This window comes from Intrasporangium sp. (genome assembly GCF_032907665.1).
GTDB lineage: Bacteria > Actinomycetota > Actinomycetes > Actinomycetales > Dermatophilaceae > Intrasporangium.
This window is the reverse complement of sequence record NZ_JAJJPG010000029.1, coordinates 11,555-35,385: the sequence shown is the minus strand read 5'-3', so window position 1 is coordinate 35,385 and position 23,831 is coordinate 11,555. Positions and strand designations below refer to the sequence as shown.

The following is a 23,831-nucleotide window of genomic DNA, read 5'->3' as shown; positions in this document are numbered from 1 at the left end:
TCACCCGGCCAGGGCCAGCCCCGCCAGGCCCCCGGCGGCCACGAGGGCGCCGACCCAGTACCGCGGAGGCGGCCGGTACCCCTCGAGCCACCGGGCGAACGGGATGGCGATGAGCGGTGCGATGGCCGCGACTGACTGCACCAGGCCCGGCTGCATGGACTGGAGCGCCCACACCATGGCGGTCACCCCCAGGACCGGACCGAGGAGCGAGTTCGCCCCCACCCAGAACCACGCGCGGTCGGGCAGGCGGTTGCCCAGCCAGCCCAGGTCGGGGCCGCTGAGGTCTCGCGCCGGTTCGAGGGCGGCGCGAGCGCCCGGCCTCGTCCGCGCGGCCCAACGGACCAGCAGCAGGGCGAGGAAGGCGATGGCGACACCGCCCGTGAGGCGGTCGAACGCTGCGGAGCTCACGACGTCGAACCTGCCGCTGACCGGGGGAGACCCGACCGCCCCCGTGGAGTCCGCCCGCGAACGCTGGATGCCGATCAATGCCCTGCGACTGAGCACGCCGCTGACCGCTTGGGCGACGGCGGCCAGCACGGCGAAGGCGACGCCGACACCGACGGGGTGGGCGGCCCTCGCCGTCGCGCGCACGTACGGCAACAGGCCCAGCACCACACCGGTGAGGATGACGAGCGCCAGGACGACCTCGCCGCCGGTCAACGCATCCCCGAACCAGACCCAGGCGAGCACGCCCGCAGTGAGCGCCGCCGTCGTCTCCACGAGCAACGAGGCGAGTGGTGCCCCCAGCAGCGGCAGGGCCCGGAACATCGCGATCCCGCCGACCCCGAAGCCGATGGCCCCGGCCAGGGCGAAGTCGAGGTACCACCCGGAGGTCGCCCGGCCGAGGACGAGTGAGAGCGCACCCATCGCGACCGTCGCCACGACGAGCCGCGCGAGGTTGGCCCGCACGAACCCCAGCAGTCGGATCGCGCGGCGGGCGCACACCGGGGTGATGCCGTAGAACAGCCCGGCCAGGGTGGCCGCGAGAACTCCCGCCGTCATCGGTGAAGCCGTGCCACGACGGCTGTCACGCGCTCAGGGGTCACGGCACACACAGCCTCGTCGTCGACGAGCATGGCGGGCGGACGGTCACACAGGCCGATGCAGTTGACGAACTCGAGTCTGGTGCCGGCAGGGCCGGGACGCCGTTCCTCTCCGTCGAGCTCTCGCCGCAGCGCTTCGGCGGTCTCGCCTGCGCCCGCGAGCTCGCAGCTCAGCGTGCGGCAGAGCCGAACCACGTGGCGCGGGGCGGCATCCTGCCCCGGAGCGGGATCGGTCTGCGCGTCATTCCCGCCGTGGAGGAACGAGTAGAACGAGACGACGCCGAGGACCTCCACGGTCGGCACGCCGAGACGGTGGGCCACCACCTGTACTGCGACGTCGCTGACGGCGCCGTGAAGACGGACCACGTCCTGGAGCACCGGCAGCAGCGCACTGCGGTCGCCGCCGTGCACGAGGAGGGACCGGTCGATGTCCGCGACGAGCTGCGGGTGCTCGGCGGCCACGGCCTCGGGAAGCGGGCGCACGATGGTCATTCCGCCGGTCCGATCCAGGTTCCCCGCGGGGTGTACCGGGTGTGCAGGAGCTCGTGGCTGAGGCGCCCACCGGGACCGTCCGTGAGCAGCTCACGGTAGAGGCGTTGCACCGCTGGGTTCTCGTGGCTCTTGCGCACCCTGCCCGACTCGCCGTAGGCGGCATCCTCCGCGTAGATGGCCCGCGCCCGGGCCGCCCGGATGTCGGTGGTCGTCGGCACCGGTTGCCCACCGCCGCCGATGCAGCCGCCCGGGCAGGCCATGAACTCGATGAAGTGACAGCCCGCCAGCGCACCTCCCGCGGCGATGTCCGCGAGCGCACGGTGCGCGTTGTCGGTGCCGTGGACGACGGCGCACCGCAGGGTCGCGCCCTGCAACCACGTGAGGTCGTCGAACAGGTTCGCGAGCAGATCGGGCACGGGACCGGCGTTCGTGATCTCCACGTCCACGCGACGGACGCCCTCGAAGCCCCGCACCGGGAGCACGTCGGCGTGCGTGAAGAGGGCCTCCGCCGGGTCTCCCGTGACGAGCTCCACGACGGTACGCAGCGCCGCCTCCATCACGCCACCGGTGGCGCCGAAGATCACGCCGGAACCGGTGGCCGTGCCGAACGGGTCGTCGAAGTCGCTGTCGGGCAGCTGCGGCAGGTCGATGCCCCGCCGCCGCAACAGGCCGGCGAGCTCACGCGTGGTGAGCACGACGTCGACGTCCGGGCGGCCGTCGTGCCCCAGCTCCGGGCGGGCTGCCTCGAGCTTCTTCGCCGTGCAGGGCATGAGGGAGATCGAGGTGAGGTCGGCGGGATCGATGCCGTTCTCCCGCGCGTACCAGGTCCGGATCAGGGAGCCGAACATCTGTTGGGGGCTGCGGCAGGTGGACAGGTTGGGGATGAACTGCGGGAAGCGGTGCTCCAGGTCCTTGACCCAACCGGGGCAGCAGGAGGTGAACATCGGCAGCGGGCGCTCGTGCACGCCGAGGGCGAGGTTCTCGTGCAGCCGCACCAGCAGCTCGGCTCCCTCCTCGACGATGGTGAGGTCGGCGGCGAAGTTGGTGTCGAACACGGCGTCGAAGCCGAGCTCGCGCAGCCCGGAGTTGAGGCGCCAGGTCATGGGGGTGCCGGGCTCCTGACCGAACTCCTCACCGATCGCCGCGCGCGGTGCGGGCGCCGTCTGGATGACCACCCGCCGCGCGGGGTCGTCCAGGGCAGCGAGGACGTCCACGTCTGGCTCGACCGCCTGCAGCGCGCCGGTCGGGCACCGGTTGATGCACTGGCCGCAGGCGATGCAGCTCACCTCGTCGAACGGGAGGTCGAGATACGTGCCGATCGTCGTGCCGTCCCCGCGCCCGAGCACCCCCAGCGCTCCGACGCCTTGCAGCGTCTCACACGTGCGCACGCACCTGAGGCACTGCACACACTTGTCCGGGTCGAACCGGAGGGACGAGCCGAGGACGCGCGCCCTACCGCTCGGTCGGGGCCTGCCGTAGGGATACGAGTCGATGCCGTGCTCGGCCGCGAGGTCCTGCAGCTCGCACGAGCCGTTGCGCACGCACGTGGGGCAGTCCGCCGCATGCTCCGAGAAGAGCAGGTCCAGCACGTCGCGCCGTGCCCTCGCCACGCGGGGGCTGCGGGTGCGCACCACGATCGGTGCGGTCACCGGGAGGGCGCAGGCGGCCTGGAGGTTCGCCGCACCGTCGACCTCCACGACGCAGAGACGGCACACCCCTGCGTCCGGCAGGTCGGGGTGGTGGCAGAGGGTGGGGATCCGGACGCCGCAGAGGCGGGCCGCCTCGAGCACGCTCGTTCCGGTGGGCACCGCCACGGGCCGACCGTCGACGGTGATGGGGACGATCGCTGTGGTGATCGCTGTGGTGGTCCCTGGGGCGGGGGGATTCGAGAGGGTCATCGGTGCGCTCCCTCGAGCTGCTCCAGCACGGACAGGAAGACGTTGGGACTCGACTGCCCGAGGCCGCACTTCGACGTCACACGCATGGTCTCGGCGAGCCGGCGCAGCTGCGCCACGTGCTGGCCGTCGCAGGTGCCGGCGCGCATCATGCGGATGCCCTCGAGCAGCCTGGCATTCCCGATCCGGCAGACCGGGCACTGACCACAGGACTCGTCGGCGAAGAAGGCCTGGACGTTCTCCGCCACTGCGAGCAGGTCCCGGCCGGGTCCGATCACGATGACGGCGCCCCCGGTGGCGACGTCCTCGAAGCTGATGTGCCGGGAGAAGGCGCTCGCCGGCACGCACGTTCCCGAGGCGCCGCCGACGATGGCGGCCTGTGCTTCCTCACCGCCGGCCGCCAGCAGCACGTCGCGGATCGTCGTGCCGAGTGGGAACTCGTACACGCCGGGGCGGGCCACGTCGCCGGAGACACTGAGCAGCTTCGGGCCCGTGGATGCGGCCGTCCCGATGGAGGCGAACCAGTCAGCGCCGCGGGCCAGGATCGCTGTCACCCACGCGAACGTCTCGACGTTGTTGACCACCGTCGGGGCGCCATGGAGACCGGACGTGACCGGGAAGGGAGGCCGGTTGCGCGGCTCGCCGCGGCGGCCCTCGAGGCTCTCGAGCAGGGCGGTCTCCTCGCCGCAGACGTAAGCGCCGGACCCCAGCTGGATCCGGACGTCGAAGTCGACGCCGTCATGACCCTCGACGCCGTGGCCCAGGAGTCCCCTCGCGCGCCGGGTCGCCAGGCAGGCCTCCAGCCCTCCGAGCAGGTGTGCGTACTCGCCGCGCAGGTAGAGGACCCCCGTCTGCGCTCCGATGGCGTACGCCGCGATGGTCATCCCCTCGAGGACGAGGTCTGCGTGCTCGGTGAGCAGGACCCGGTCCTTGAAGGTGCCCGGTTCGCCCTCGTCGGCGTTGCACACGACGAACCGCTGCCCACCGGGGGCGGGTGCGGCAGCCGCGTACTCCCACTTCCTCTCGGTGGGGAAACCTGCACCTCCACGCCCGCGGAGGCCCGAGCGGGTCACCGTGGTGACCACGTCACCGGGAGTCATCTCGAGTGCGCGGCGCAACCCCGCGCCGACGTCGATGGCATCCAGCGTCATCGGCGTGCGCACGCCGGGTGGGCACCCCTCCGCGACCCGAGTGGAACCCATGAGTCGACGCTATGGGCGCAGGGACGTCCACCGACACGGACCAAAGTCCCGACGCCTCGAAAACCCTGCCCGGGAACTTCGTCCTGTTGCGCGTGTGACGCGTGAGTTCAGGGGTGCGATTGACGTACGGTGCCATCATGGCGACACGTCGGTCCAGCAGCGCGCGCCCGAGCACGGCGACGACACCACGTGCCACATCGGGCGCCAACGGCTCCACAGGGAGCCGCGGCAAGGCGACGGCACGTCCCGCGGCCGCACGAGGAGGGGCCCGAGGAGGGGCACAGGGAGGGTCACGAGGCGGCTCCCGACCGGCCAGGCGGCCGGCCCCGCGGGCCAAGGCCAGGGGCGGCGGCCTGCCGCTGCCGATCCGGGCCGTCCGCAACACCTGGATGGGTGTGTCCCACGTCGCCGGCGGCGCGGTGCGCAGGGTCGGGGCGAGCGCTCGCGACCTCGAGCCGGAGCACCGTCGCGACGGCCTCGGCTTCGCCCTCATCGCACTGTCGATCGTCGTCGCTGCTCGCGAGTGGTGGGGCGTCGAGGGTGTCTTCGGCGAAGCCGTCCACGCGGTCTTCGCCGGCACCTTCGGGCGGATCGCCTACGTCGTGCCGCTCGTGCTGCTCGTCCTCGGCCTGCGCGTGCTGCGTGCTCCGGAGGACGAGAAGGCGACCAACCGGATCATCGTCGGCACGATCGCGCTGACCTTCGCGGCCTGCGGCCTGGCCCACATCAGCGACGGCATCCCCAATCCACCCGACGGCGCCAACGGGATGCGCGCCGCGGGCGGCATCATCGGCTTCCTCGCCTCCAGCCCTCTCGACGCGGCCGTCTCGAGGTACGGGGCGATCGCGCTTCTCATCCTCCTCGGCTTCTTCGGCCTGCTCGTCATCACGGCGACGCCGGTCAACCTCATCCCGCACCGGCTGCGGCAGCTGCGCGACCTCGTCCTGCACCGCGAGGCCGAGCCCGACGAGGCGGGCCAGCCCGCCCCCGGCAAGCGGCCGGGACGCAAGGCCGTCGACCTCACCGAGCGCGACGGGGACGAGGCGTTCCGCCAGGCGGCCACCCGCGGTGACGAGGACGAGCCCACGCTCCAGCTGCGTCCCGGGGAGAAGCGGCCCACGGCCCCGGGCCTCCTCGCGCCGCGGCCGGCGGGCACGTCCGGCGCTGCCTCCACCCGGGAGATCGACGCGACCGACCCGCGCACGCACGGTGCGCCCGACACCTCGCGGGTCGGGCCGAAGGCCGAGCTGATCCCGCCGCCGACCTCCGCCCCGCCCTCCCGCATCGAGCAGCTCTCCCTCCAGGGAGAGGTCACCTACCAGCTGCCCGACCTCGCGATGCTGGCCCACGGCTCCCCGCACAAGACGCGCAGCCACACCAACGACAAGGTGGTCGAGTCGCTCACGCACGTCTTCGACCAGTTCGACATCGACGCCGCAGTCACGGGCTTCACCCGCGGACCGACCGTGACGCGCTACGAGGTCGAGCTCGGCTCCGGAACCAAGGTCGAGCGCGTCACGGCCCTGTCCAAGAACATCGCCTACGCGGTGGCGTCGGCTGACGTCCGGATCCTCAGCCCGATCCCCGGCAAGAGTGCGATCGGCATCGAGATCCCCAACGCCGACCGCGAGAACGTCGCCCTGGGCGACGTCTTGCGCAGCCAGACCGCCCGCAGCAACGAGCACCCGATGGTCATGGGCGTCGGCAAGGACGTCGAGGGCGCCTACGTCATCGCCAACCTCGCCAAGATGCCGCACCTGCTCGTCGCCGGCGCCACGGGATCCGGCAAGTCGAGCTTCGTCAACTCGATGATCACCTCGATCCTCATGCGCTCGACCCCGGAGGAGGTCCGACTCGTCCTCGTCGACCCCAAGCGGGTCGAGCTCACCGCCTACGAGGGGATCCCGCACCTCATCACCCCGATCATCACCAGCCCCAAGAAGGCCGCCGAGGCGCTCCAGTGGGTCGTCCGCGAGATGGACCAGCGTTACGACGACCTGGCGGCCTACGGCTTCAAGCACGTCGACGACTTCAACAAGGCGGTGCGGGCGGGCAAGGTCAAGCCGGCGCCGGGCTCCGAGCGCCAGCTGACCACCTACCCCTACCTGCTCATCGTCGTGGACGAGCTCGCCGACCTCATGATGGTGGCCCCGCGCGACGTGGAGGAGTCGGTCGTCCGCATCACCCAGCTCGCCCGTGCGGCCGGAATCCACCTCGTCCTTGCCACCCAGCGCCCCTCGGTCGACGTCGTCACCGGTCTCATCAAGGCCAACGTGCCGTCCAGGATGGCCTTCGCGACGAGCTCGCTCGCCGACTCGCGGGTCGTCCTCGACCAGCCCGGCGCGGAGAAGCTCATCGGCCAGGGTGACGCCCTCTTCCTGCCCATGGGTGCGAGCAAGCCGATGCGCGTGCAGGGTGCGTGGGTCAACGAGTCCGAGATCCACGAGGTCGTCAAATACGTCACGACCCAGCTGAAGCCCAACTACGTCGAGAACGTCACCGTCGCCCAACCCAAGAAGCAGATCGACGACGACATCGGGGACGACCTCGACGTCCTCCTCCAGGCGACCGAGCTCGTCGTCACGACCCAGTTCGGCTCGACGTCGATGCTCCAGCGCAAGCTGCGCGTCGGCTTCGCCAAGGCCGGACGACTCATGGACCTGCTCGAGTCGAGGGGGATCGTCGGTCCGAGCGAGGGCTCCAAGGCACGTGACGTCCTCGTCCGGCCGGACGATCTCGAGCAGACCCTGGCCCTCCTGCGCGGGGAGGACGTGCCGCACCCCAACGAGCCGATCGAGGAGCCCGAGCCCTTCAGCGCCGACCCGACCATCGTGGAACCCCCGCCGGCGGACGAAGCCGGCCCAGCGGCATACGACACCGAGACCGCCGGCGACCATCCGGTGCGCACGGCGGCCCTCGTCGCCCAGCGCGGCGAGCGCCGGGCGCACGGGGAGGACGTCGACGACGCCACGGGGGGCGTGCCGGTGGCCGCGTGGCAGCCCGGCGACCTGACGCCCACGGCCGTGGAGGACGACGAGGAGTCCGAGGATGCGTGGCAGCTCACCGACCGGCGCGACGAGCGCTGGTGAGCCGGTTCACGGGCGTCCCACGTGGGTAGAGTCGCCGACGTGACCGCATCGCTCGAGCTCTGGCCGACCTCTCCGCGGCGGACGGGTCCGCCGACCCGCTGGGACCGGTTTCGTCGGACCATCGTCGAGACACCGTCGGGGGTGCTGCTCGTCGTCCAGCTCGCGGCCCTGATCTTCTACCCGTTCCTCCAGACCCTGGAGCTGGGCGACTTCGAAGGGGTGGGGCGGGCACTCTTCGGCGTCGTGGGCCTGCTCGTCCTCGCCCTGGCCGTCCGGGCGGTGCGTGCCACCCCCGCCGTGACCTGGGTGTCACTCCTCCTCGGCGGCCCCGTCGTGCTCCTCACCATCGCCGAGGCATTCTGGCCCGGCAACGACGCAGTCGTCTTCTGGTCCGCCCTGCTCCATGCGGCGTTCTACTTCTACACGGGCTATGCCCTGCTGCGGTACATGTTCGCCGACAACTGGGTCACCCGTGACGAGCTCCTCGCCACCGGTGCCACCTTCACGGTGCTGGCCTGGGCCTACGCCTACCTCTACTACGCCCTCCAGTTCATCTGGCCCGACTCGTTCACCATCTTCGGCGAGGTCGAGGCGGGCGATCGCACGTGGTTCGAGCTGCTCTACCTGTCGATCACGACGATGACCTCGACCGGGCTCTCCGACATCGTCGCGGTCACACCCCACATGCGTTCCTTCGTCCTGCTCCAGCAGATCTCGGGGATGCTCTACGTCGCGCTCGTCGTGGCCCGCCTCGTCGGCCTGACCATCGCCCGCTTCCGCCAGGGCTGACGTCAGCGTGGCGGGGAGCCGTCGAGCTCCTCGATGGTCCGCAGGCTCGGCTCCCGGACGCCCTGGAGGTCCTCGGCGACGGCCTCGGCGTCCCGCAGCACGCGCAGGGTGTTCCCTCGCACGAGCAGGGCGAGGTCGGCGGCTGACCATCGCCGCTCGATGAGCGCCGCGACGAGCCGGGGGTAGCCGCTGACGTCCTCGAGCCCGACGGGATAGGTGTCGGTCCCGTCGTAGTCACCGCCGAGACCGACGTGCTCGATGCCCGCGGCCTCGCGGACGTGCTCGAGGTGCGCGACGACGTCGTCGATCGTCGCGTCCGGCTTGGGGTGCTCCACGCGGTAGCCGCTCGAGAACCGCTGGAACGCGGTGAGGTCCTTGGCGTCGATGCCGACGGCAGCTGCTGCCGCAGCCGCTTCCTCGCGCCACTGGGCCGTGGCCGGAGAGACGAACTCCGGGACGAAGGTGACCATGCAGACCCCGCCGTTGTCCCGAAGGGCCTCCAGCACGTCGTCGGGGACGTTGCGGGGCGAGTCGCAGAGTGCCCGCGCGGAGGAGTGGCTGAAGATCACCGGCGCAGCGCTGACGTCGAGCGCCGCGTGCATCGTCGAGGCCGCGACGTGGCTGAGGTCGACGAGCATGCCGAGGCGATTCATCTCCCGGACCACCTCGCGCCCGAACTCCGTCAGCCCGCCCACGGCCGCGGCGTCGGTCGCCGAGTCGGCCCAGGGGACGTTGTCGTTGTGCGTCAGCGTGAGGTAGCGGACCCCGAGGGCGTACAGCGCGCGGAGGGTGGCGAGGGAGCACCCGATCGAGTGGCCGCCCTCCGCGCCGAGGAGCGAGGCGATGCGTCCCTGGGACCGGGCCGCCTCGACCTCCGCCGCGCTCCGCGCGAGGGCCAGCTCAGCGGCATACGTCTCGATCATGCGGTGGACGCCGTCCACCTGCTCCAGTGTCGCGATCACCGCGGCGTCGCCCTCGAGGGTGCTGGGCACGAAGACCGACCAGAACTGCGCCCCGACACCGCCTGCGCGAAGGCGCGGCAGGTCGGTGACCGTCGAGGCGACGCCGGCGGCGAGGTCGAGGCGCCCGAAGTCGTAACCGGCCTGGACCCGGGCCTCCCACGGGAGGTCGTTGTGGCCGTCGACGAGGGGGTGATCGGCGAGGAGGGCGTGCGCGCGGGCCAGGGCGTCGGGCATTCAGCCATTGAACACCGGCCCATCTAGAGTGGTCGCATGACCTCGCCCTCGCCGCTCGCGTCTCGCAGCGTCGCCCTGGTCACCCTGGGGTGCACCCGCAACGAGGTCGACTCCGAGGAGCTCGCGGGCAGGCTTCAGGCCGAGGGGTGGACCCTCGTCGACGACGCCGCTGAGGCGGACGTCGCGGTCGTCAACACGTGCGGGTTCGTCGAGCAGGCGAAGAAGGACTCCATCGACGCGCTCCTCGAGGCCTCGGACCTCAAGGAGGACGGCCGCACGCAGGCCGTCGTCGCCGTCGGCTGCCTCGCCGAGCGCTACGGCAAGGACCTCGCCGAGTCGCTGCCGGAGGCCGATGCGGTGCTCGGCTTCGACTCCTACCAGGACATGTCGACGCACCTGCGCACGATCCTCGGTGGCGGGCACGTGGCGAGCCACACTCCCGGTGACCGCCGGCGCCTGCTGCCCCTCACCCCGGCAGCGCGCCAGCAGGAGGCTGCGCGGGTGGCCCTGCCGGGTCACGGCGCCACCCTTGAGCCGTATGCCGCTGGGGCGGGTCCCGCTCCCGCCAGCGGACCCCGCGTCGTGCGCGCCCGCCTGGACGGACGCCCGTGGGCGCCGCTCAAGATCGCCTCCGGGTGCGACCGTCGCTGCACCTTCTGCGCGATCCCGATGTTTCGCGGCGCCTTCGTGTCGCGGCCCCCGGCGGACGTCCTCGCCGAGGCACGCTGGCTGGCCACCCAGGGCGTCAAGGAGCTGTTCCTCGTCTCCGAGAACTCCACCTCCTACGGCAAGGACCTCGGTGACCTCGGCCTGCTCGAGAAGCTCCTGCCCGAGCTCACCGCGGTCGAGGGCATCGAGCGGGTGCGGGTCAGCTATCTCCAGCCGGCCGAGATCAGGCCGGGGCTGCTCGAGGCCATGGCCGGCACGCCTGGCGTGGTGCCCTACTACGACATCTCGTTCCAGCACGCGTCCGAGCGTCTGCTACGCCGGATGCGGCGGTTCGGGTCGCGGCCGGCCTTCCTCGACCTGCTGGCGCGCGTGCGGGCGACGGCCCCCGAGGCAGGCATCCGCTGCAACGTCATCGTCGGCTTCCCCGGTGAGACGGAGGAGGACGTCGAGGAGCTCGAGGCCTTCCTCACCGAGGCCCGGCTCGACGTCGTCGGGGTCTTCGGCTACTCCGACGAGGACGGCACCGAGGCGCAGGGCTACGGCGAGAAGCTGCCCGCGAGCGTGGTCGCCGACCGCCTGGATCGCGTCTCGCGGCTCGTCGAGGAGCTCAACGCGCAGCGTGCGGAGGAGCGGGTCGGTGAGGTCGTCGAGGTCCTCGTGGAGGAGATCGACGAGGACGGGCGCCTCGTCGGGCGGGCAGCCTTCCAGGGCCCGGACGTCGACGGCGTGACCTACGTCGGCGGCGGTGGGGGGCCCGACCCCGAGGTGGGCGACGTCGTCGCCGCAGTCGTGGTGGCCACCGAGGGCATCGACCTCGTGGCGGAGCGACGCTGATGGAGGGGTCGCTGCTGCCGCACGGTGTCGGCCCGCCACCACGCCCCACCGACTGGAACGTCCCCAACGCCCTCACCGTTCTCCGCTTCCTGCTCGTGCCGGTCTACGCCGTGCTCCTGTTCCACGACGGAGGCGGCGACCCCTGGTGGCGCTTCTGGGCGTGGGTCGTCTTCGCCGTCGCGGCGGTGACCGACGGGATCGACGGTCGGCTCGCGCGCCGCAACGGGCAGATCACCAACTTCGGCAAGGTGGCCGACCCGATCGCCGACAAGGCCCTCACCGGCACGGCGTTCATCGGCCTGTCCCTGCTCGGCCTCATCTGGTGGTGGGTGACGATCGTCATCCTCGTCCGCGAGATCGGCATCACTCTGCTGCGCTTCCTCGTCATCCGGCACGGGGTCATGCCCGCAGGTCGTGGCGGGAAGCTCAAGACGATGCTGCAGACGCTCGCCCTCGGTGGTCTCACCCTGCCGCTGTGGGCCTTCCCGCTCGGTGAGCTCTGGACGTGGGTGGCCCACGGCGTGTTGGGGGCGGCCCTCGTCGTCACCGTCGTCTCGGGGGTCGACTACGTCTTCAAGGCGCTGACTCTGCGGGAGAACAGCGAGCGCACCCGGGTCCGGCGCGCGGCGCGTGCCGCCAGGCGTCCGGCCGATCCGTCGTGAGCTCCGGATGACGGAGGCCCCCAGCGTCTCGGAACGCATCGTTCGGCACCTCACGCAGGTGGGGGAGACGGTGGCGTGCGCCGAGTCCCTCACCGCCGGGCTCGTGTCGGCCACCATCGCCGACACTCCGGGCGCGTCCGTCGTCCTTCGCGGTGGGATCGTGGCGTATGCCGCTGACGTCAAGGTCGCGCTGCTGGGTGTCTCCGCGTCCGTCGTGGCCGAGGCGGGAACGGTGGATCCGCGAGTCGCCAGTGCCATGGCCGACGGGGCGAGGGTGCGGCTCGGCGCGACGTGGGGGATCGCGACGACGGGGGTGGCCGGGCCCGGGCCGGCCGAGGGCAAGCCGGCGGGGACCGTCCACGTCGCTGTCGCCGGTCCCGGGGGAACAGTCACGCGGGCGCTGCGGTTGGACGGTGTGCGTGGCGAGGTGCGTCGGCTCGCGGCGGACGCGGCGCTGGCCCTCGCGCTCGAGGTCATGACCCGCCCAGCGAAGAACGGCCGAGGCAGCGCCGGCCCCAGCGGGCAAACCCCTGAGACGTCCTGACGGCCACGGGGTACGGTAGGAGCATCGGCACACGCACAGACGCTCGGTTTCCCGACACGACGACCCGGAGGAGGACGGCATGACCCTGTTGCGACGTGAGCTCGGTGACGTCCTCCGGGAGCGCCGACGCGCGCAGGGCCGCACGCTTCGTGAGGTCTCGGCCTCGGCGTCCGTCTCGCTGGGTTACCTCAGCGAGGTCGAGCGCGGGGAGAAGGAAGCGTCCTCCGAGCTGCTGGCCTCGATCTGCAGTGCGCTCGAGCTGCCGCTGTCCCAGGTGCTCATCGACGTCTCGAGCCGGATGGCCGAGTCCGAGGGGCTCGCCCCCACCGTGGCGCTGCCCGTTCCTGCGAAGGACGTCGTCGCCGCGTCGGCTGCCTGATCACCCTTCGCCGAGTGGTGGGCGGAGCGGCGCACGCCCGAGGGGCCCCGCCTCGACGAGGCCCCTTCGACGCGTGTGACGCGTGTCAGTTCGCGACGACGCGGAACGAGAACTCGGCCTCGCCCTTGGCCGTCACCGTGGACCTGACACCGACCGACCGCATCGCCTCGAGCGCAGCTCGTGCCTCGTCGTCGACGTCCGCGAGATAGAGGTCCTCGATCCGGTCCAGGTCGACATAGAGGGCGAAGTCGGCGTCCGAGGCGTCTCCGAGGGCGGCCGTGAAGGCCTCCACGTCACCGAGGCTCCCCTCCGACGCCAACCGGTCGGCGTAGTCGGGAGTGGTCGAGAGGTAGAGACGGTCGCCGTCGACCTTCTTGGTCAGCAGGCCTGCGGCGCCACTCGCGTCCTCGATGGTCCGCACGACCTCCTCGGCCCGGCCCGGGTCGTCGGTCACCACGGTGGCGCCGAGGGCGGGCAGGTCGTCGCCGAACTCCTGGTCCGGCAGGCTCAGGGTGAGCGAGCGGCCGAGCAGCGCCTGGAGGTCGTCGGGCAGGACGAGGCCGAGCTCGTCCTCGAACGCGGCGACGGCGTCGTCCATCCCGCCCATCGAGGCCGCGTCGTTGAGCTGCTTCTTCAGCTCGGGCCACATCTGGCCCAGCATCTGGCCGCCACCAGAGAGGTGCACCGCGGCGAGCGTGTCGTCGGGCAGGCCGGTCAGCGCCGCCGCGTCGCCGTCGACCGGCTCGAGCGTCTGGGCGCCGCCGACGCCGCGCGTGACGCCGGCGATCTCGGCGAAGCCGGGGTCGAAGCGCAGGGCAGCGGCGACGCGGCCCTGGACCCCCTGCGGCAGGCTCGGTCGCGGGAAGCCCAGAACGCCATCCGCGTCGCCGGAGAGCTCCTTGATCGCGGGTCCGATGTTCCACCACGTCGCCGCGACCCCCTGCTCTCCGAGCGCCGCCATGTCGTCGGTGAAGGAGGCATCCTGCGACAGGGTGCCCCGCTCGATGGCCGCGAGCGTCGCGTCGCCCTCGCCGCGCTCCGTGAGGATGAGGTAGCCGTCCTTGGCCCGCAGGTCCATGTCGTCGCCTCCGTCGCCGCAGTCGCCGAGCCGGTCGAGCGTCGAGGTGGCCCGCTCCTCGTCGGTGACCTGGAGTGCCACGACGACGTTCGGCTCGTCGGGGGTGCCACCGGGGCGCAGCCCGAGGCCGACGCGGTCCCCGAGCCAGGGGTCGATGTCGCGATCGAAGTCGAAGGCCTTGACGCAGTCGTCGTCCGAGTCGGCGACCGCGAGGTCCCAGAGCTTCTTGCGTGCGTCGCCGGACTCGAGGTCCTTGATCTCCGGGACCTTCGCGAGGAAGCGGACGGCCGCGAGCTTCTGGCCCGCGGACGGGTCGATGTCCACTTGGACGTAGCCGAAGGTGTCGCCCGGCAGCACGTCGGACGGGCGCGGACCGCTGCCGCTCAGCTGCTGGACCGCGAGGGTCCCGCCGACACCGAGCGCCAGGACCGTGACCAGCCCGCCGACGAGCAGGGCCCTGCTCCGCGTGCGGGGGGCCGGCGCCGCGGGATCCGAACTGCTCGCACCGGAGGCCACGTCGGTGAGCTCCACCGGCTCGGGACCTCCCGGGAAGACGTAGCCCGAGGGGGCACCGGTCGGGATCGGAGCGGTCGGACTGCCGTCACCCTGCATCGGGCGGGTGTCGTCGCGCCAAGCGGGCAGTGGGTGCCCGTCGCCCACGGATGCGTGGCCGTCGCTGTCGGATGGGTGGCCGTCGGTCGGCTGGGTCATGTGGAGGATCCCCCGTCTCGTTCGAGTTCCGCTGTCGCGCAGGACGTGGACGACCCTACCGGGATCGTCGTGGCGCCCTCATCGGGTTTGGCAACGGTCCGACGACGATTCGCCCGACGGCGTTCCGCACTTTCGGTGGCAGACTCGGTCCGTGCGGATGAGCCACTTCTGGATGTTGATGAACGACGAGTTCGGCGAGGAGTACGCCAGCTCGCTCGCCCGGGACCACGTCCTCGGCACCCTCGGTGGTCACACCGTGCTCGAGGCCCTCGAGCAGGGCGAGCCACCTCGAGCGGTCTGGGAGGCACTCTGCGACGACATGGACGTGCCGGCCGAGCGTCGGCTCGGGCGCAGCGCCAGGGTGGCCAGGGGCGCCCAGGGAGGGCAGCTGGGAGGCAAGCCGTGACGCGAACGAGCCCGGCGGCATACGGCATCGAGCTGCTCCTCGGCGACATCACCACCGACGCGGAGGCGGACGCCATCGTCAACGCGGCCAACCCCTCCCTGCTCGGCGGCGGCGGTGTCGACGGGGCCATCCACCGGGCTGCGGGACCGGCCCTGCTCGAGGAGTGCCGGGTGCTGGGGGGCTGCGACACCGGCGACGCGAGGATCACGGGCGCCGGCCGCCTCCCCGCGCGGCACGTCATCCACGCGGTGGGGCCCGTCTGGCGCGGCGGCGGCGCGGGGGAGGCGGATCTGCTCGCGTCGTGCTACCGGCGCAGCATCGAGCTCGCTGCCGGCGCAGGATGTGCCGTCGTGGCCCTGCCGGCCATCTCGTGCGGGATCTACGGCTACCCCGTCGAGGAGGCGGCGGGAGTCGCCGTGGGTGCGGTGGCGGGGGCGATGGCGGAGTTCCCCGTGGTCGAGCGATCCCGCTTCTGGCTCTTCGGGGACGCGACGTATGCCGCCTTCGACCGGGCGCTCGAGCGACTCCTGAGTGGGCGGTGAAGGTCGATTTCCTTGGGCGCTCGGGGCGTGTCGGCGTGTCGCACGCCACCTCCCCGGCGTCGAACACGTGTTCGGTAGGGTTTCCACAGGTGGAGCACCAGGCTCGACATCGTCCACAGGCCGTCTCGTGGAGTCCCGTGATGTCGGTGCCCGCACCTAACGTCTGACCCGACAGCGCGACCGGATGACGAGCCGTCGCTGGGGGTCGTAGGTAGACGACCGCAGCGCAGACGGCAGATAGGTGACCGACATGGCATCGGTGCAGGACAAGGACAAAGCCCTCTCCACGGTGATGGGCCAGATCGAGAAGAGCTACGGCAAGGGCGCGGTCATGCGCCTGGGCGACGACATCCGCCCACCCATCGAGGTCATCCCGACCGGGTCGATCGCCCTCGACGTCGCGCTCGGCATCGGTGGTCTGCCGCGCGGGCGCGTCGTGGAGATCTATGGACCGGAGTCGTCCGGAAAGACGACGGTGGCGCTCCATGCGGTCGCCAACGCGCAGAAGGCCGGTGGCATCGCCGCCTTCATCGACGCCGAGCACGCGCTCGACCCGGACTATGCCAACAAGCTCGGCGTCGACACCGACGCCCTGCTCGTGTCCCAGCCGGACACGGGGGAGCAGGCGCTCGAGATCGCCGACATGCTCATCCGGTCCGGGGCGCTCGACATCATTGTCATCGACTCCGTCGCCGCCCTCGTGCCCCGCGCCGAGATCGAGGGAGAGATGGGCGACAGCCACGTCGGTCTCCAGGCCCGCCTCATGAGCCAGGCCCTCCGGAAGCTCACCGGTGCGCTGAACTCCACTGGCACGACAGCGATCTTCATCAACCAGCTCCGCGAGAAGATCGGTGTGATGTTCGGGTGCTTCAACTACAGCACCAGGGTCACCCTCGCCGACGGCTCGACGGAGAAGATCGGCAAGATCGTCAACCAGAAGCTGCCCGTGGAGGTCCGCACCTACGACCCTGAGACCGACGAGATCGTCGCTCGACCGGTGACGAACTGGTTCGACAACGGTGTGACCGAGCGGTTCCTCCAGTTCACCGTCGAGAGGTCAGGCGGCAACGGTCGCTCCCAGTTCGCCGCGACGGAGAACCACCTCGTTCGCACTCCCGGGGGCTGGCGGGAGGCCGGCGAGATCATCGCCGGTGACCGGGTGATGGTCAATGAGACGGCCCGCCTGAGCGAGCAGCAGTGGCAGGTCATCCTCGGCGGTCTCATGGGCGACGGACACCTCGCGCCCAATACCCGGGGTCGCGACGGCGTCCGCTACCGCATGGGGCATGGCGCGAAGCAGGTGCCGTACCTCGACTGGAAGGCTTCGCTGCTCGGCAACATCCGCCAGACCCGGACGGAGCGCCCCGACGGCGCCGTGCACGTCGACCTGACGCCGCTGCCCGAGCTCGGCGAGCTGCGCGAGGTCATGTACTGGGGTGACGGCAAGAAGCACCTCACCCACGAGGTCATCAAGCAGCTCACCCCTCTTGCACTCGCACTGTGGTACATGGATGACGGCACCTTCGCCCTTCGGTCCAAGGGCCTGCAGGCTCGCACGGCCGGAGGCAGCGGTCGCATCGAGATCTGCGTCGAGGCGATGAGCCAGAGCAGCCGCGATCGGCTCGTGGAGTTCCTCCGCGACGTGCACGGTGTGGAATCCAGTGTCTCGCTCAGGGGCGCGCGTCAGATGGCCGTCCTGAAGATGACGACGGCCGGCTCCGCACGCTTCCAGGAGATCGTCGCGCCCTACATCCACCCGTCCATGGACTACAAGCTGCTGCCGCGCTTCCGGGGCCGGTTCGCCGTCGAGCCGCAGTTCGTCGAGCCGACCCAGGTCCTCGTGCCGGCCAGGGTGCTCGACGTGCACGTGAAGCCGAAGTCCCGGTCCATGCATCGTTTCGACATCGAGGTCGAGGGCACGCACAACTACTTCGTCGACGGTGTGATGGTCCACAACAGCCCCGAGACCACCACCGGTGGCAAGGCGCTGAAGTTCTACGCCTCGGTGCGTCTCGACGTCCGTCGCATCGAGACGCTCAAGGACGGGACGGACCCGGTCGGCAACCGGACGCGCGTCAAGGTGGTCAAGAACAAGGTGTCGCCTCCGTTCAAGCAGGCGGAGTTCGACATCCTCTACGGCCACGGCATCTCCCGCGAGGGCGGCCTCATCGACATGGGGGTCGAGCACGGGTTCGTCCGCAAGGCCGGCGCCTGGTACACCTACGAGGGCGACCAGCTCGGACAGGGCAAGGAGAACGCCCGCAACTTCCTGCGCGACAACCCCGACCTCGCCGACGAGATCGAGAAGAAGGTCAAGGAGAAGCTCGGCGTCGGTCCCCGCGTGGACCAGCCCGCCGAGGTCGCGGACGTGCCCGTCGAGTTCTGAGCCTGACTGGTCATGTCGCACGAAAGTCGCGACGACAAGCTGGCCCGCGCCGCGGCCGCTCTCGCCGAGGCCGAGGGTGTGACCGGGGCGCGGACGGGCAGCTCGGTCGGCTCAGGTGGCACCGGTGGGGGGCGTCGTTCGTGGTCGCCCCCGCCGGAGGACCCGGAGCAGGCCGGCAACGAGCCGGACCCCGAGGCGGTGGCGCGGGCCATCGTCCTCCGTCAGCTGTCGATGGCGCCGCGGAGCCGGGCCCAGCTCGAGCGGAAGCTGAGTCAGCGCGGCTGCGATCCCGAGGTCGCTGCCCGGGTGCTCGACCGGCTGACCGAGGTGGGGCTCGTCGACGACGAGGCCTACGCCGAGCTCCTCGTCCGGTCGAGGCAGGAGGGCAAAGGGCTTGCCCGCAAGGGCCTCGCGCACGAGCTGCGCAAGCAGGGGATCGAGCCCGAGATCGCGGACGAGGCGCTCGGGGCGATCGGTGTCGAGGACGAGCGGGCCAAGGCGGAGGAGCTCGTGGCCAAGAGGATGCGCACGATGTCGGGGCTGGCGCCCGACGTCCAGGCCCGGCGTCTGGCAGGGATGCTCGCACGCAAGGGATACAGCGCCGACGTGGCCTGGCCGGTGATCCGCGACGCCGTCAACGGCGCCCCCGAACACCAGCGCGACTGAGCTCAGCACAACCGTGCGCTGGGGGTTCTCGCCCGCCCAACGGCATACGGCTGGTCCAGGCCCGACGGTGCGGGGAGGGGCATGGAGAAGGGGTGGGGACGCATCGGTCCCCACCCCTCAGGTGGTCGGTCTGTGCTCAGGCCTGGGACGGGACCAGCGCGATGGCCGACACGTCGAACTCGAGCTTGACCTTCTCGCTGACGAGAACGCCACCGGTCTCGAGGGCCGCGTTGAAGAGCAGGCCCCACTCGGTGCGGTCGATCGTCGTCTCACCCTCGAAGCCGATGCGGATGTTGCCGAACGGGTCCTTCGCGGAACCGGTCTCCTCGAACGGGATGGTGACGGACTTGGTGACCGCGTTGATGGTGAGGTCACCGGTGATGGCCCACTCGGAGCCGTCACGCTCGACGCGGGTCGAGGTGAAGGTGATCTCCGGGTGGTTCTCCACGTCGAAGAAGTCAGGGGTCTTGAGGTGGCCGTCGCGCTGCTCGTTGTGCGTCGTCACGCTCGCGGCCTTGATGACGACCTTGACCGAGGAGTTCGCCGGCGTGGCCGTGTCGACGTGCGCGGTGCCCTCGAAGTCCTCGAAGTTGCCGCGGACCTTCGTCACCATCGCGTGGCGGGCGGAGAAACCGATGCGGGTGTGGGTCGGGTCGAGCGTGTAGTCACCGGAGATGTCGTCGATGGCGACGGAGGTGACGGGGGCCTCGGCGGCGTCCGCGGTGCGGCTGAACAGTCCCATGATGAAGTCCTTGTCGTCTAGGTGGTTGAACCTTCAACAACCATGATGGAGGAAGTTTGTTGAACTGTCAAATATCCTTGAGCCCCACCCTAAGCGTGGCCGCCACTTCCCGCCTCTCGAGACCTCGCCGAGGCAGGGCCGGACGCATGGACGACGTACGCTTGACGGTGCTGTCCCAGAGCGGCGGCACGGGCATCACCGCGCTGGCAGACGATGACAGCGATGACGGAGCCATGACGACGGAGAAGACGACGGAGAACACGACGACCATGCGCAAGACGTACGACGTGCGGACGCACGGTTGCCAGATGAACGTTCACGACAGCGAGCGTCTCGCCGGCCTGCTCGAGACGGCGGGCTTCGTCGACCTCGCCAGCGTGCCGCCCGCGGAGCGCCCCGAGGTCGCCGACGTCGTCGTCTTCAACACGTGCGCGGTGCGGGAGAACGCCGACAACAAGCTCTACGGCAACCTCGGCCAGCTCCGCCAGGCGAAGCTGCGCAACCCCGACATGCAGATCGCGGTTGGCGGCTGCATGGCCCAGAAGGACCGCGGGACCATCGTCGAGCGCGCGCCCTGGGTCGACGTCGTCTTCGGCACCCACAACATCGGCTCGCTCCCCGCACTGCTCGACCGGGCTGCCCACAACAAGCGCGCCGAGGTCGAGATCCTCGAGAGCCTCGAGCGGTTCCCGTCCACGCTCCCGACGCGGCGAGACTCCGCCTACAGCGCGTGGGTGTCGATCTCGGTGGGCTGCAACAACACGTGCACCTTCTGCATCGTGCCCAGCCTGCGGGGCAAGGAGCAGGACCGTCGCCCGGGCGAGATCCTCGCCGAGATCGAGGCCCTCGTCGCGCAGGGCGTCGTCGAGGTCACCCTGCTCGGCCAGAACGTCAACACCTACGGTGTGGAGTTCGGCGACCGGCTCGCCTTCGGCAAGCTGTTGCGCGCCTGCGGGCAGATCGAGGGGCTCGAGCGGGTCCGCTTCACCAGCCCGCATCCCGCAGCCTTCACCGACGACGTCATCCTCGCCATGGCGGAGACGCCCAACGTCATGCCGAGCCTGCACATGCCCCTCCAGTCCGGCTCTGACAAGGTCCTCAGGGACATGCGCCGCTCCTACCGGAGCGCCAAGTTCCTGCGCATCCTCGACACCGTGCGCGAGCACATCCCCGATGCCGCCATCACGACGGACATCATCGTCGGCTTCCCCGGCGAGACCGAGGAGGACTTCCAGGCCACGCTCGACGTCGTCCGTGAGGCGCGCTTCTCGAGCGCCTTCACCTTCCAGTACTCCATCCGCCCGGGCACGCCCGCGGCGACGATGCCCGACCAGGTGCCGAAGGCCGTGGTGCAGGGGCGCTTCGACCGCCTCATCGCCCTCCAGGAGGAGGTCAGCTGGGCCGAGAACCGCCGGCTCGAGGGTGGGCAGGTCGAGGTGCTCGTGGCCCCCGCCGAGGGACGCAAGGACGCCCAGACGCGCCGCCTGTCGGGTCGGGCGCGCGACAACCGCCTCGTCCACTTCGCCGTGCCCGAGGGAGCCGAGGCCCCGCGACCCGGCGACCTCGTCACCGTCGGGGTGACGTACGGCGCGCCGCACCACCTCGTCGCTGACGCGGCACTCGGCGGTGGCGCCTACGCGCTCCGCCGGACGGCGGGTGGTGACGCCTGGGCGGCGCTGCAGGCTGACCCGTCAAGCAGCGGCAAGCCGAAGGTCAGCCTCGGACTTCCCACGGTCGGTCGACCGGCGCCGGCCGCCGCGGTCCCCGCGTGCGCGCCACGCTGACCGCCCGTATGCCGCTGGGCCGGCTGAACGTCGACTGGTCCGGGTTGGGAGGCAGGGCGGTCGCGTGCTTGGATGCTGCGCATGGCCGTTCGACCCATCGTCATCGCCGGCGAGCCGGTGCTGCACCGTCCCGCCGTGCTCGTCACGGAGTTCGATGACGAGCTGCGCGCGCTCGTCGAGGACATGTACGAGACGAACGACGCGGCGAACGGCGTCGGCCTGGCCGCCCCGCAGATTGGTGTCGGCCTGCGGGTCTTCATCTGGAAGATGGAGAACCGCGACGGCGTCCCGGTGCAGGGCCACGTCATCAACCCGACGGTGACGACCTCCCGGGTGCCACAGGAGCGGCCGGATCCCCACGAGGAGACGGAGGGCTGCCTCTCCGTCCCGGGCGAGGCCTTCCCACTCAAACGCGCCGACCGGGCGCACGTCGTGGGCCTCGACGTCGACCAGAACCGGGTGGAGTTCGACGCGACCGGATGGTTCGCGCGCTGCATGCAGCACGAGTACGACCACCTCAACGGCACGCTCTACGTCGACCGGCTCGACGAGCGGCAGTTCAAGAAGGCCCGCAAGGCGATCAAGCGGAACGGCTGGGGCAAGCCGGGCCACACGTGGATGCCGGGCGTCGACGCCGACCCGTTCGGCCACGACGACACCGATGCCGACCACCCGGCTCCCGAGCATGCCCACAGCGAGGGCATGTGACCGGTGCGGCGGACCTGCCCGTCATCGCTGTCGTCGGCCCCACCGCGACCGGCAAGAGCGGGCTGGGGCTCGACCTCGCCGAGCGGCTCGACGGCGAGATCGTCAACGCCGACGCCATGCAGCTCTATCGGGGCATGGACGTCGGCACCGCCAAGCTCGCCCCGGCTGAACGACGCGGCATCCCACACCACCAGCTCGACGTCCTGGAGGTGACCGAGGAGGCGAGCGTCGCGGCCTACCAACACGCCGCCCGGTCGGACGTGGCAGCGATTCGGAAGCGCGGGCGCGTGCCCATCCTCGTCGGTGGGTCCGGGCTCTATGTCCGGGCCGCCCTGGACCGGCTCGACCTCCCCCCGACAGACCCGGCCGTGCGGAGCAGGCTTGAGGCACAGGCGGCCGACATGGGCGCTGACGCGATGTATCGCCTTCTGCTCCAGCAGGACTCGGCCGCCGCGGCGCTGATCCAGCCGGGAAACCTGCGCCGCGTCATCCGCGCCCTGGAGGTCATCGAGCTGACCGGTCGGCCGTTCAGCGCGTCGATGCCGCGGCGCGAGTTCGTCGAGCCGACGGTCGTCATTGGGCTCGCGCTCGAGCGAGCTGTCCTCGACCACCGGATCGAGGAGCGGGTTCTGCACATGTGGCGCACGGGCCTGCGAGAGGAGGTCGAGGGACTGCTGCCCCTCGGTCTCCGGCGCGGGTTCACGGCCAGTCGCGCCATCGGCTACGCCCAGGCCATCGCCGTCATCGACGGCAGCCTCACCGAGGCGGAGGCCATCGCGGAGACGGCACAGGCCACGCGACGCCTGGCGCGCCGGCAGGAGCGGTGGTTCCGACCCGACCCGCGCATCACCTGGCTCCAGGCCGACCGGCCGACGGTCCTCGACGAGGCGCTCGCCCTCCTCAGCTGACCGGTCGCGAGCGCGATCATGCTCTAGGTCGATGACGTGACAGAGCGCGTGAGGCTTCCTCTCGCCCACGAGCGTCACCTGTTCACGACGACGCCGGGGGTCATTGCGCACGCTCGGTCCACGCAGCCCGGGTGGACCACGATCCTGCGGCGACGACCCTGCCGAGGCGTGAGCCGGGGAACGAACCCACGGAAGCCAGCCCAGCGGCATACAGCACAATGGCCGTCATGACGCGCTTCACGAAGGGCCACGGCACGGAGAACGACTTCGTCCTCGTGTCCGACCCGGACGGCACGCTGGAGCTCACCCCCGCTCAGGTGCAACGGCTCGCCGATCGGCGCGCCGGGATCGGCGGGGACGGCGTCATCCGCGTCGTGCCCGCGCGACACGCGACCGAGGACACGGTCCGCGCGCAGGCGGCCGATGCGGAGTGGTTCATGGACTACCGCAACGCCGATGGGTCCCTGGCGGAGATGTGCGGCAACGGCAGCCGCGTGTTCGCGTCCTTCCTCCTTCGCGAGGGCCTCGTGCACGGCGACACCTTCGACATCGCGACCCGCGCCGGCCTCAAGCACGTCCGGGTCGTGTCCGAGGGGTTCGCTGTCGACCTCGGGCCGTGGCGCTACGGCGACGAGGAGGCAGCCCGGCGTGACGGCTTCGACATCATGGTGCGGCCGCGGCACGGCAAGCCCGTGCCCGCCCTCACCCTGGACCTCGGCAACCCCCACGCCGTCGTCATGCTGCCCGAGGGGATCGAGCTCGAGAACCTCGACCTCACCGCACCACCCGAGGTCCAGCCCGAGCAGCCGGCCGGGATCAACGTCGAGTTCGTCAAGGCGATCGGCCCGGCCCACATCGCGATGCGCGTCCACGAGCGCGGGGTGGGGGAGACCCGGTCCTGCGGGACCGGCGCCGCGGCCGCCGCGCTGGCGACCCGCTTCTGGTCCGGCGTCGAGGACCTCAGCCCTTGGCGCGTCGACGTCCCCGGCGGCACGCTCACGGTCACCCCTCTGCCCGGCAACCGCGTCGAGCTCGCGGGTCCCGCCGTGCTCGTCGCCGACGGGGACATCGACCTCTGAGCGGCGATACCGACTGCTGAGCGGCGA

Annotated in this window: 21 protein-coding genes and 2 pseudogenes; 16 read left to right on the top strand and 7 right to left on the bottom strand. The window is 71.2% G+C overall.

All coding sequences use genetic code 11. The features are described from left to right. The 4 genes from LOY02_RS06820 to LOY02_RS06805 are packed head-to-tail and all read right to left on the bottom strand — an operon-like array spanning position 1 to position 4,632. Complete coding sequence (locus LOY02_RS06820; protein WP_317181580.1) at positions 1-1,002, bottom strand: DMT family transporter; 1,002 nt, start codon at positions 1,000-1,002, stop codon at positions 1-3. Beyond that, entirely contained in the window at positions 999-1,535 is a 537-nt protein-coding gene (locus LOY02_RS06815) for an NAD(P)H-dependent oxidoreductase subunit E (RefSeq protein ID WP_317181579.1), read from the bottom strand. Before LOY02_RS06815 ends, LOY02_RS06820 begins: the two co-directional genes overlap by 4 nt. Next, positions 1,532-3,433, bottom strand: a complete 1,902-nt coding sequence (locus tag LOY02_RS06810; protein ID WP_317181578.1) for a [FeFe] hydrogenase, group A — start codon at positions 3,431-3,433, stop codon at positions 1,532-1,534. The genes LOY02_RS06815 and LOY02_RS06810 overlap by 4 nt, the downstream gene beginning before the upstream one ends. After that, positions 3,430-4,632, bottom strand: a complete 1,203-nt coding sequence (locus tag LOY02_RS06805; RefSeq protein WP_317181577.1) for an NADH-quinone oxidoreductase subunit F — start codon at positions 4,630-4,632, stop codon at positions 3,430-3,432. Before LOY02_RS06805 ends, LOY02_RS06810 begins: the two co-directional genes overlap by 4 nt. 389 nt (positions 4,633-5,021) lie before the next feature. Here LOY02_RS06805 and LOY02_RS06800 point away from each other — a divergent pair, with 389 nt between their 5' ends. Both LOY02_RS06800 and LOY02_RS06795 read left to right on the top strand, forming a co-directional pair. Then, positions 5,022-7,721: a DNA translocase FtsK gene (locus tag LOY02_RS06800; protein ID WP_317181576.1), complete on the top strand. Its 2,700-nt coding sequence runs from the start codon at positions 5,022-5,024 to the stop codon at positions 7,719-7,721. Positions 7,722-7,760: 39 nt separating this feature from the next. Beyond that, entirely contained in the window at positions 7,761-8,510 is a 750-nt protein-coding gene (locus LOY02_RS06795) for an ion channel (protein ID WP_317181575.1), read from the top strand. Positions 8,511-8,512: 2 nt separating this feature from the next. Here LOY02_RS06795 and LOY02_RS06790 read toward each other — a convergent pair whose 3' ends face one another. Further along, positions 8,513-9,706 (bottom strand): dipeptidase, encoded by a 1,194-nt coding sequence (locus LOY02_RS06790; RefSeq protein WP_317181574.1) that lies wholly within the window; start codon positions 9,704-9,706, stop codon positions 8,513-8,515. Between the two features lie 36 nt (positions 9,707-9,742). Between LOY02_RS06790 and rimO the strand changes: the two genes are divergently transcribed. The 4 genes from rimO (at position 9,743) to LOY02_RS06770 (ending at position 12,794) form a co-directional block, all read left to right on the top strand. Beyond that, positions 9,743-11,209 (top strand): 30S ribosomal protein S12 methylthiotransferase RimO, encoded by a 1,467-nt coding sequence (gene rimO, locus LOY02_RS06785; RefSeq protein ID WP_317181573.1) that lies wholly within the window; start codon positions 9,743-9,745, stop codon positions 11,207-11,209. Further along, positions 11,209-11,871 (top strand): CDP-diacylglycerol--glycerol-3-phosphate 3-phosphatidyltransferase, encoded by a 663-nt coding sequence (gene pgsA, locus LOY02_RS06780; protein ID WP_317181572.1) that lies wholly within the window; start codon positions 11,209-11,211, stop codon positions 11,869-11,871. The genes rimO and pgsA overlap by 1 nt, the downstream gene beginning before the upstream one ends. Before the next feature lie 7 nt (positions 11,872-11,878). Then, a complete protein-coding gene (locus tag LOY02_RS06775; protein ID WP_317181571.1) occupies positions 11,879-12,415 on the top strand; it encodes a nicotinamide-nucleotide amidohydrolase family protein in 537 nt (178 codons plus the stop codon). Positions 12,416-12,494: 79 nt separating this feature from the next. After that, the gene (locus LOY02_RS06770; protein ID WP_317181570.1) at positions 12,495-12,794 is read left to right on the top strand and encodes a helix-turn-helix transcriptional regulator; all 300 of its coding nucleotides are present in this window, start codon (positions 12,495-12,497) and stop codon (positions 12,792-12,794) included. Between the two features lie 85 nt (positions 12,795-12,879). On the opposite strand, the gene LOY02_RS06765 is transcribed toward LOY02_RS06770, so the two are convergent. Beyond that, positions 12,880-14,583, bottom strand: coding sequence for a DUF3352 domain-containing protein (locus LOY02_RS06765; RefSeq protein ID WP_317181569.1), 1,704 nt, complete (start codon positions 14,581-14,583; stop codon positions 12,880-12,882). Positions 14,584-14,734: 151 nt separating this feature from the next. Between LOY02_RS06765 and LOY02_RS06760 the strand changes: the two genes are divergently transcribed. The 6 genes and pseudogenes from LOY02_RS06760 (at position 14,735) to LOY02_RS06735 (ending at position 18,583) form a co-directional block, all read left to right on the top strand. After that, positions 14,735-14,989 carry a DUF3046 domain-containing protein gene (locus LOY02_RS06760; protein WP_410505924.1) on the top strand — a complete coding sequence of 85 codons (255 nt, stop codon included), beginning with the start codon at positions 14,735-14,737 and terminating at the stop codon, positions 14,987-14,989. Then, the gene (locus tag LOY02_RS06755) at positions 14,986-15,531 is read left to right on the top strand and encodes an O-acetyl-ADP-ribose deacetylase (protein ID WP_317181568.1); all 546 of its coding nucleotides are present in this window, start codon (positions 14,986-14,988) and stop codon (positions 15,529-15,531) included. Before LOY02_RS06760 ends, LOY02_RS06755 begins: the two co-directional genes overlap by 4 nt. A gap of 250 nt (positions 15,532-15,781) precedes the next feature. Further along, positions 15,782-16,396 (top strand): annotated as a pseudogene (gene recA / locus LOY02_RS06750) (recombinase RecA); the annotation flags it as partial. Continuing rightward, positions 16,388-17,248: pseudogene (locus tag LOY02_RS06745) on the top strand (recombinase RecA); the annotation flags it as partial. The pseudogenes recA and LOY02_RS06745, both read left to right, overlap by 9 nt. 171 nt (positions 17,249-17,419) lie before the next feature. Continuing rightward, a complete protein-coding gene (locus tag LOY02_RS06740; RefSeq protein WP_410505926.1) occupies positions 17,420-17,917 on the top strand; it encodes a hypothetical protein in 498 nt (165 codons plus the stop codon). Between the two features lie 12 nt (positions 17,918-17,929). Further along, a complete protein-coding gene (locus LOY02_RS06735; RefSeq protein WP_317181567.1) occupies positions 17,930-18,583 on the top strand; it encodes a regulatory protein RecX in 654 nt (217 codons plus the stop codon). Between the two features lie 136 nt (positions 18,584-18,719). On the opposite strand, the gene LOY02_RS06730 is transcribed toward LOY02_RS06735, so the two are convergent. Further along, positions 18,720-19,325, bottom strand: coding sequence for a YceI family protein (locus LOY02_RS06730; RefSeq protein ID WP_317181566.1), 606 nt, complete (start codon positions 19,323-19,325; stop codon positions 18,720-18,722). Positions 19,326-19,558: 233 nt separating this feature from the next. Here LOY02_RS06730 and miaB point away from each other — a divergent pair, with 233 nt between their 5' ends. From miaB to dapF, 4 genes are all read left to right on the top strand, one after another. Further along, positions 19,559-21,109 carry a tRNA (N6-isopentenyl adenosine(37)-C2)-methylthiotransferase MiaB gene (gene miaB, locus LOY02_RS06725; protein ID WP_410505925.1) on the top strand — a complete coding sequence of 517 codons (1,551 nt, stop codon included), beginning with the start codon at positions 19,559-19,561 and terminating at the stop codon, positions 21,107-21,109. Positions 21,110-21,190: 81 nt separating this feature from the next. Beyond that, positions 21,191-21,817, top strand: a complete 627-nt coding sequence (gene def, locus LOY02_RS06720; RefSeq protein WP_317181565.1) for a peptide deformylase — start codon at positions 21,191-21,193, stop codon at positions 21,815-21,817. Beyond that, the gene (miaA, locus tag LOY02_RS06715; protein WP_317181564.1) at positions 21,814-22,725 is read left to right on the top strand and encodes a tRNA (adenosine(37)-N6)-dimethylallyltransferase MiaA; all 912 of its coding nucleotides are present in this window, start codon (positions 21,814-21,816) and stop codon (positions 22,723-22,725) included. The genes def and miaA overlap by 4 nt, the downstream gene beginning before the upstream one ends. Positions 22,726-22,952: 227 nt before the next feature. After that, positions 22,953-23,804 (top strand): diaminopimelate epimerase, encoded by an 852-nt coding sequence (dapF, locus tag LOY02_RS06710; RefSeq protein WP_317181563.1) that lies wholly within the window; start codon positions 22,953-22,955, stop codon positions 23,802-23,804. Positions 23,805-23,831 lie beyond the last annotated feature (27 nt).